This is a genomic window from Flavobacterium sp. Root935, assembly GCF_001429295.1.
Classification (GTDB): Bacteria; Bacteroidota; Bacteroidia; order Flavobacteriales; family Flavobacteriaceae; genus Flavobacterium.
In genome coordinates this window covers 311,576-318,485 of record NZ_LMJL01000007.1, presented here as the reverse complement: position 1 = coordinate 318,485, position 6,910 = coordinate 311,576, and the positions used below count along the sequence as shown (strand labels likewise).

At 34.1% G+C, this 6,910-nt stretch carries 3 protein-coding genes and 2 pseudogenes; all 5 read left to right on the top strand.

The genetic code is table 11. The features are described from left to right. Positions 1–549: 549 nt before the first annotated feature. Positions 550–906 (top strand): T9SS sorting signal type C domain-containing protein, encoded by a 357-nt coding sequence (locus ASE40_RS22565; protein ID WP_128414938.1) that lies wholly within the window; start codon positions 550–552, stop codon positions 904–906. A 154-nt stretch (positions 907–1,060) separates the two neighbouring features. Further along, complete coding sequence (locus ASE40_RS22245; RefSeq protein WP_241774314.1) at positions 1,061–2,617, top strand: delta-60 repeat domain-containing protein; 1,557 nt, start codon at positions 1,061–1,063, stop codon at positions 2,615–2,617. A gap of 12 nt (positions 2,618–2,629) precedes the next feature. Further along, positions 2,630–2,710: pseudogene (locus ASE40_RS22475) on the top strand (delta-60 repeat domain-containing protein); the annotation flags it as partial. 3 nt (positions 2,711–2,713) lie between these two features. Next, positions 2,714–4,918: a T9SS sorting signal type C domain-containing protein gene (locus tag ASE40_RS22235; RefSeq protein WP_241774313.1), complete on the top strand. Its 2,205-nt coding sequence runs from the start codon at positions 2,714–2,716 to the stop codon at positions 4,916–4,918. Between the two features lie 447 nt (positions 4,919–5,365). After that, a pseudogene (locus ASE40_RS02865) lies at positions 5,366–6,910 on the top strand (hypothetical protein); the annotation flags it as partial.

Sequence of the window (6,910 nt, the reverse complement as noted above, 5' to 3'; positions counted from 1 at the left end):
CTTATGGACGCATAATTTACTTCCTGCCCTGGCACCGGGAAGCACGACCTATTATTATGCAAGCGATGATTATGCCGTAATTAACGGAACTGGGCAGGTTGAAGGACCTCAGGTCGGCGGACCGTTTCAGGGGTATATTGCAGCGGGACAGGCATTCATTGCAAAACCAACCACATCGACGGTAAATTTCAACAACAATCTTCGTGTAGGAGGAAATAATACACAGTTCTATAAAACTGCCAAAACAAACACAAGAGAAAAGAACCGTTTATGGCTCACCTTAACAAATACACAGGGAGCTTATAAACAGGCACTCCTTGGATATATTGAGGGAGCAACAAACAACGTTGATTACAACTTTGATGCGGCAACAATATCGGGTAACAGTTTTATAGATTTTTATACCGTTAATGGAACCAGTAAATTGTCAATTCAGGGACGCGGGCTTCCGTTTGACGGCAGCGACCTAGTGCCGGTAGGATATAAATCTACAATTGCAGGTGATTTTACCATTGCAATTGACCATGCAGACGGATTCTTCGACNAAAAATAACAGATCTTCGCAAAGAAAATTATACTTTTAAAACTGCAATTGGAACATTTACAGACCGTTTTGTCCTTCGTTATACTTCTAAAACTTTAGGAACAGATGACTTTGAAAATCTTGAAAGCAGCATTTTAGTTTCAGTAAAAAATGGAATTGTACAAATTACCTCTTCAAAAGAATTATTAAAGGAAGTAAATGTTTTTAATATAGGAGCACAGTTGCTTTATACTAAAAATAATGTGAATTCACCAGAAATGCAGATTTCTAGTTTGCATTCTTCTGATCAAGCATTATTAGTTAAAATAACTTTAGAAAACGGATCTACTTTTACTAAGAAAATTATTTATAGCAATTTATAATTTAGATTCAATAAAATTTTTAAAAGTCCATTCTTTTTAAAGAATGGACTTTTTTATTACGTTGAAATATCCCTAAATCTAGGTATTGTATGCCTTATTTAAACTTTATAATTTTAGTCCAATTCCTACAAATACTAACTAAAATTATATTGTTTTGATTAAAAAATTACTTTTAATATCAATTTTGATTTTTTCATTGTCTACACCTGGAAAAATTTTGGCACAACAAGGTAAAGTAGACAATACCTTTAATACACTCGATGATGGACAAATCGGTGATGGATTCAATGCTACCGTTAGAACGCTTCTTTTACAAGAAGATGGAAATTTGATTGTTGGTGGAGATTATTTAAGCTTAAATGGAATTCCTGCTTCATACCTAACTCGTCTAAATCCCGATGGATCAATAGATGAAAGTTTTAATACAGGAACGGGTTTTAATGGTAAAATTTATGCATCTTATCTCCAGTCAGATGGAAAAATTATTGTTGGTGGAAGTTTTACCACTTATAACGGAATCAGTGCTGGAAGACTTATACGTTTAAATCCAGACGGATCTTATGACCCGAGCCTTAATACAACTGTAGGCGCAACAACTGGAATTATCCATGACATCGCAATGCAGTCAGATGGGAAAATAATTATTGTTGGAAGTTTTACGAAATATACTAATAGTACAGTAAATAGAGTGGCACGTTTATTACCAAACGGAACACTCGATTCTTCTTTTTTAACGGGTTACGGATCAGCTTTAAATATTACAGATGTTAAAATTGATTCAAACGAAAAAATAATTCTCACCGGTAATTTTACCGAGTTCAATAGAACTTCGACAAATCATATAGTTCGTTTAAACACTAATGGAAATATTGATTCGAATTTTAATATTGGAGCTGGATTTGATGACGATGTAAATGCGATTGTTTTGCAGCCTGATGGGAAAATCATTTTAGGAGGCAGTTTTACAAATTACAATAACATGTCTGCCAATAGAATTATTCGTTTAAATGAAGATGGAACTAAGGATGAAAGCTTTATTAATGGATCCGGTTTTACTAAAGAAGGAGTTGAAGTTCTGAAGATTAATGGGGTTGGAGAAATAATGGTTGGCGGATCTTTTACTGGTTTTTACAATAATGTTGAAGTGAATAGATTAGTTTTTCTTAATTCAGACGGAAGTGTTAAACCAAATTTTGACATCGGGTCTGGTCCATCTTCTAATGTCATTTCAACTTTAGAGTTTGATAAAGATGGATCTTGGTTTGTTGGAGGATCATTCTCTGTTTTTAATGGACAAAATCAAGGGAGGCTGGCAAAAATTAATAACGAAGGAGAACAAGACATTGCCTATTTAGCTTCTGGAATTGGATTTGATAATTCAGTATTAAGTATTTTACCTTTATCAAATAACAAAATAATTGTTGGAGGTAATTTTAAGAAATTTAACAATACAGCTGCGTCAAAGATTACCTGCCTTTTAGGAAATGGTTCAATTGATCCCTCTTTCAATGTTGGAAATTCTGGAGCTAATAATCTCATAAAAGCGACTGCATTACAACATGATGGAAACATAATCTTAGGAGGAAATTTTACGAAATATAATGATGTTACTACTAACAAAATTGTCAGGATTTTTTCAAATGGTGAGATTGATAATTCTTTTTATACTGGAGAAGGATTTGATGGGCAAATTTACACATTGGCAATTTAGTCTGATCAAAAAATAATTGCAGCAGGTTCATTTACAAGGTATAATAAAATTAATGCTGGAAAAATTATCAGACTGCTTCCAGATGGCTCAAAGGATATGAATTTTAACATTGGTTCAGGTGCTGATTCTACTATTGATGCGATACTTATTCAGCCCGACGGAAAAATTCTAGTAGGAGGGCATTTCAAAACATTTAATGGTTTGCCTTTTGCTGGTTTAGTACGTTTAAATGTTGATGGAAGTATTGACCCCAGTTTTAATATCCTAAAAGGTTTCGATAAATATGTTTATGCGATAGCCTTGCAGTCTGATCAAAAAATTATCGTTGGAGGCTCATTTTTAACCTTTGATGAAATATCTAAAAAAAGGATAGTCCGTCTAAATAGTGACGGAAGCATTGACGCAACATTTGAGTCAGGAACAGGTTTTAGCAAAGGGGATGTTCGTACTATATTAATTCAGCCAGATGGCAGGATTTTAGTTGGAGGTGCCTTTTCTGGAACATATAAAAATATTTCATCTTCCAGACTTATTCGGCTATTAGCCGACGGATCTTATGATAAATCTTTCTCCGCACCATTAAACAATACTCTCTATGCAATGAATTTCACAGAAGATTTTAAATTGCTAATAGGAGGAAATTTTAATTCTATTTCTGGAATTTCAAAACATAGAATTGCGCGCTTAAAATTATGTGTAAATACAACAACTTGGAATGGAATTTCATGGTCGAACGGTTTTCCTTCACCTGGAAAAGATATTTATTTTAAAGAAGATTATCCGAACCTAACCACAACTCAAGTTTGTGGTTGTAATATCGATCAAGATAAGACTGTCACACTCTTAGAAAAAAACAATTTGGGAATTGATTTTGCATATACCGGTTCTGGAACTTTGATTCTAGAAAATTCTGCAAGTTTATATCAAAGTGATGATGATATGGTGAATACTGGAATTGTCCATGTAAAAAGAAAGACAAGTCCTGTGATAAGATTTGATTTGACGTATTGGTCTTCACCTGTTGATAAACAGAAATTGTTTGACTTTTCTCCAGAAACTCTTTCAGATAAATTCTATTGGTTTGATCCCATTTCTGGATGGAACACAAGTTACGCTGGGACAGCCAACATGATTCCAGGACAGGGTTACAGTATTAGAGCCCCCCAAAGTTTTTCAACGACAGAAAGATCAATATTTGAAGGCGTCTTTAAAGGAATTCCTAATAATGGTAAAATAGAAGTAAAATTAGAATTTGCAGACCGTTACTACTTAATAGGAAATCCATATCCATCGGCAATCACTGCAGATGCTTTTTTAATAGGTAATTCTTCAAAGATAAAAGGAGCTCTTTATTTTTGGACACACAATACTCCACCTGCTCAAACTGTGCCAGGAAATACAACCTATTATTATAATAGTGACGATTTTGTTGTATATAATCTTTTAGGAGGTGTTGCAACAAGTTCTTCATTAAATGGCAATCTTAGTCATTTCATACTAGATGGTACCATATCTTCTGGGCAGGCTTTTTTTGTAAAAAGTAATGTTGTTGGCTCTTTAGAATTTAACAACAGCATGCGTGTTTTAGGTAATAATAGTACTTTTTTGAAACCTGCCATAAAAGAAAGTACAAAACATCGTTTTTGGTTAAATCTTAGTAATGAAAATATATTCAAACAAATTTTGCTAGGCTATACAGATGAAGCTTCTAATTCTCTAGATTTAAATTATGATGCAGAACTTTTAAGTTCAAATTCAACAGCGGATTTTTACAGTATTACTGAAAATAAGCGCTTAGTGATTCAAGGCAGGGGAATGCCGTTTACTGATAATGATTCGATACTGCTAGGATATAAAACTGCGGCTAAATGCACTCTTAAATTAGAGATTGATCATCAGGATAAATTTTTTAATGATATAGAAATTTTTGTAGTAGATAAAACATCAAATGTGGTACACAACCTTACCGAAAGTTCTTATCAGTTTAGTAGCGATGCTGGAACTTTTAATGATCGTTTCTCCATTATTTATGCCAATAAAAACTTAGGAATTAAAACTAATGAAAAAGATTTGAATCAGGTTTTGATAAACGCAAGCGACCATATTATTAACATTGAATCTTTTAAAGAAACTATTAAAAAAGTAGTCATATTTGATATTTCAGGAAATCAATTATTTCAAAAAGATATGTTTGAGACAAAAAAAATTTCCATTCAGAATTTATTTTCCTCACACCAGGTTTTATTGGTTAAAATAGACTTTGAAAATGGCAATTCAATATCCAAAAAATTAATTTTTTAAACAAAATTAAATATTTAAAAAAGCCTTATGCTAAAAATGAGTATAAGGCTTTTTTTGTTTTTAAAAAATGTAAGTGATTGTTTATTATTGAGTTAAATAACTAATTAACAGTTTTTTCTTATTTTTTGATATATTTTATATTTAGTGTTAAAATTATATGTTTAATACTACAATCTTAATTTACATGTAAATAAAATCGTACCTTGGTGTGATATTCAATCGATAAAAAGTAATATTTATCGATAATTGTAATTTTTCTACAAGCCTTTTTTGATTTTATCTTTTTTTCAACAAACAGTTTTACTGTATTACTACCTGCCATAAGATTATTGTAAAATTTTTGGGTAATCATTTTTGAGTTTTATTTATTATTAAAGCCTTTGTCATTTTGCAATCAATCTTGTTTGAGTTTGAATTTTATTTTTCAATTATTTAAAATGCCACAAGATGAAGAAAGATCTACTAACAATGCTGAATTTTTTCAGCTTTTTAAAATCACGCAAAAATTCTAAAAGACGATTAAAAATATTTTTGATTTTAATAATATCAATATTTTATACTACTGCAAATGCCCAAACATTTACACATCCGGTAATTACTAGTGGTTCATTCGCTCTTCCAGCAGGTATAGATGAGGTAACTGTGGAAGCTTGGGGAGCTGGAGGTGCTGGAGGTGCTGCTTTACTTGGAGGAGGGCTGGCAAGAGGCGCAGGCGGCGGCGGCGGCGGTGCTTATGCTAAAGGGAAGATTTCTACAATAGGAATACAAAGTCTGCCTGTTGTGGTTGGAGCAACTAATGCAGGAGGAACAGGAAATGGAAATGCTGGGGGCGCATCTTATATAACTGGATTTACTAGTATATTTAATGCACCTGGGGGACCTGGGGGTATTGCTAATCTTGCATCTGGTTCTGCGCCAAGTGGTGTATCTGGAGCTACAGGTGCAATAGGCAGTATATCTACAGCAAACGGTGGAGCTTCAGGAGGTGGATCAAATTCCTTATTAAGTTTAGGACTTTCATCAGGTAGTGGTGGTAATGGAGCGAATTTCGGAGCTGGAGCTGGAGGAGCTGGGGGAGCTGGAGTTGTTAGTTTGATAGGTGCAAACAATAGTGGAAATCCTGGAAACATATATGGAGGAGGAGGTGCAGGAGCTGCAAGTTCTAGTAATCTACAAAATGGAGGAAGCGGTGCCAGAGGCCATGTAAATATTACTTATACTTGTAAAACTTATAGCTTAACGGGGATATCAGCTGCAAATGTTTGTGCTGCTACAGGAAATACTTCATTAGTACAATTAATAAGTAGTGCCTCTGGTTTACCGATAGGTACATATTCAGTAACTTACAATAGAAGCAGTCCAGTTGGGAATGGTTTGACAGCAACAATGACGGTCACTACTGCAGGATCAGGTCAATTTACTGCCAGTGGTCTTAATGTTGTCGGCAATAGTACAATTACTGTTACTGGTTTAACGTCAATAGATTGTTCGACAACGAATTTGAATAACCAGACAACAATTGTAGTTGGTACAACACCAACTATAACATTAGGAGCCACAACCGCTAAATGTTCAAGTTCCAGTGCGCAAAGCACAACATTGCCTTACAGTGCAGTAACTAATGCACCAACTACTTACAGTATTACATGGAATGCATCTCCTTCAAATAGTTTTGTCTCAGTTAATAATGCATCTTTGACTTCTAGTCCAATAAATATATCAATACCTGCAAATACTCAACCAGGGACGTATACGGGAAATCTTACTGTTAGGAATGTTGCAGGTTGCCTATCAAGCGTTTATCCTTTTACAATTCTTATCAATGCTAATCCAACAATTGCAACAACAGGAACTGTAACAGCAGTCTGCCAAGGAACTTCAGCCCAGATTGCTTCTCTTGCATATACAGCGACCACCAATTCACCAATAAGTTATTCCATTGACTGGGTGACATTGACAGATCAGGGAACGACTGCTTTCGCTTTTGCTGCT

Bases quoted from the DNA above. Each gene is read 5' to 3' on its own strand.
- ASE40_RS22235 (WP_241774313.1), top strand. From the start codon at position 2,714: ATGAATTTTAACATTGGTTCAGGTGCTGATTCTACTATTGATGCGATA.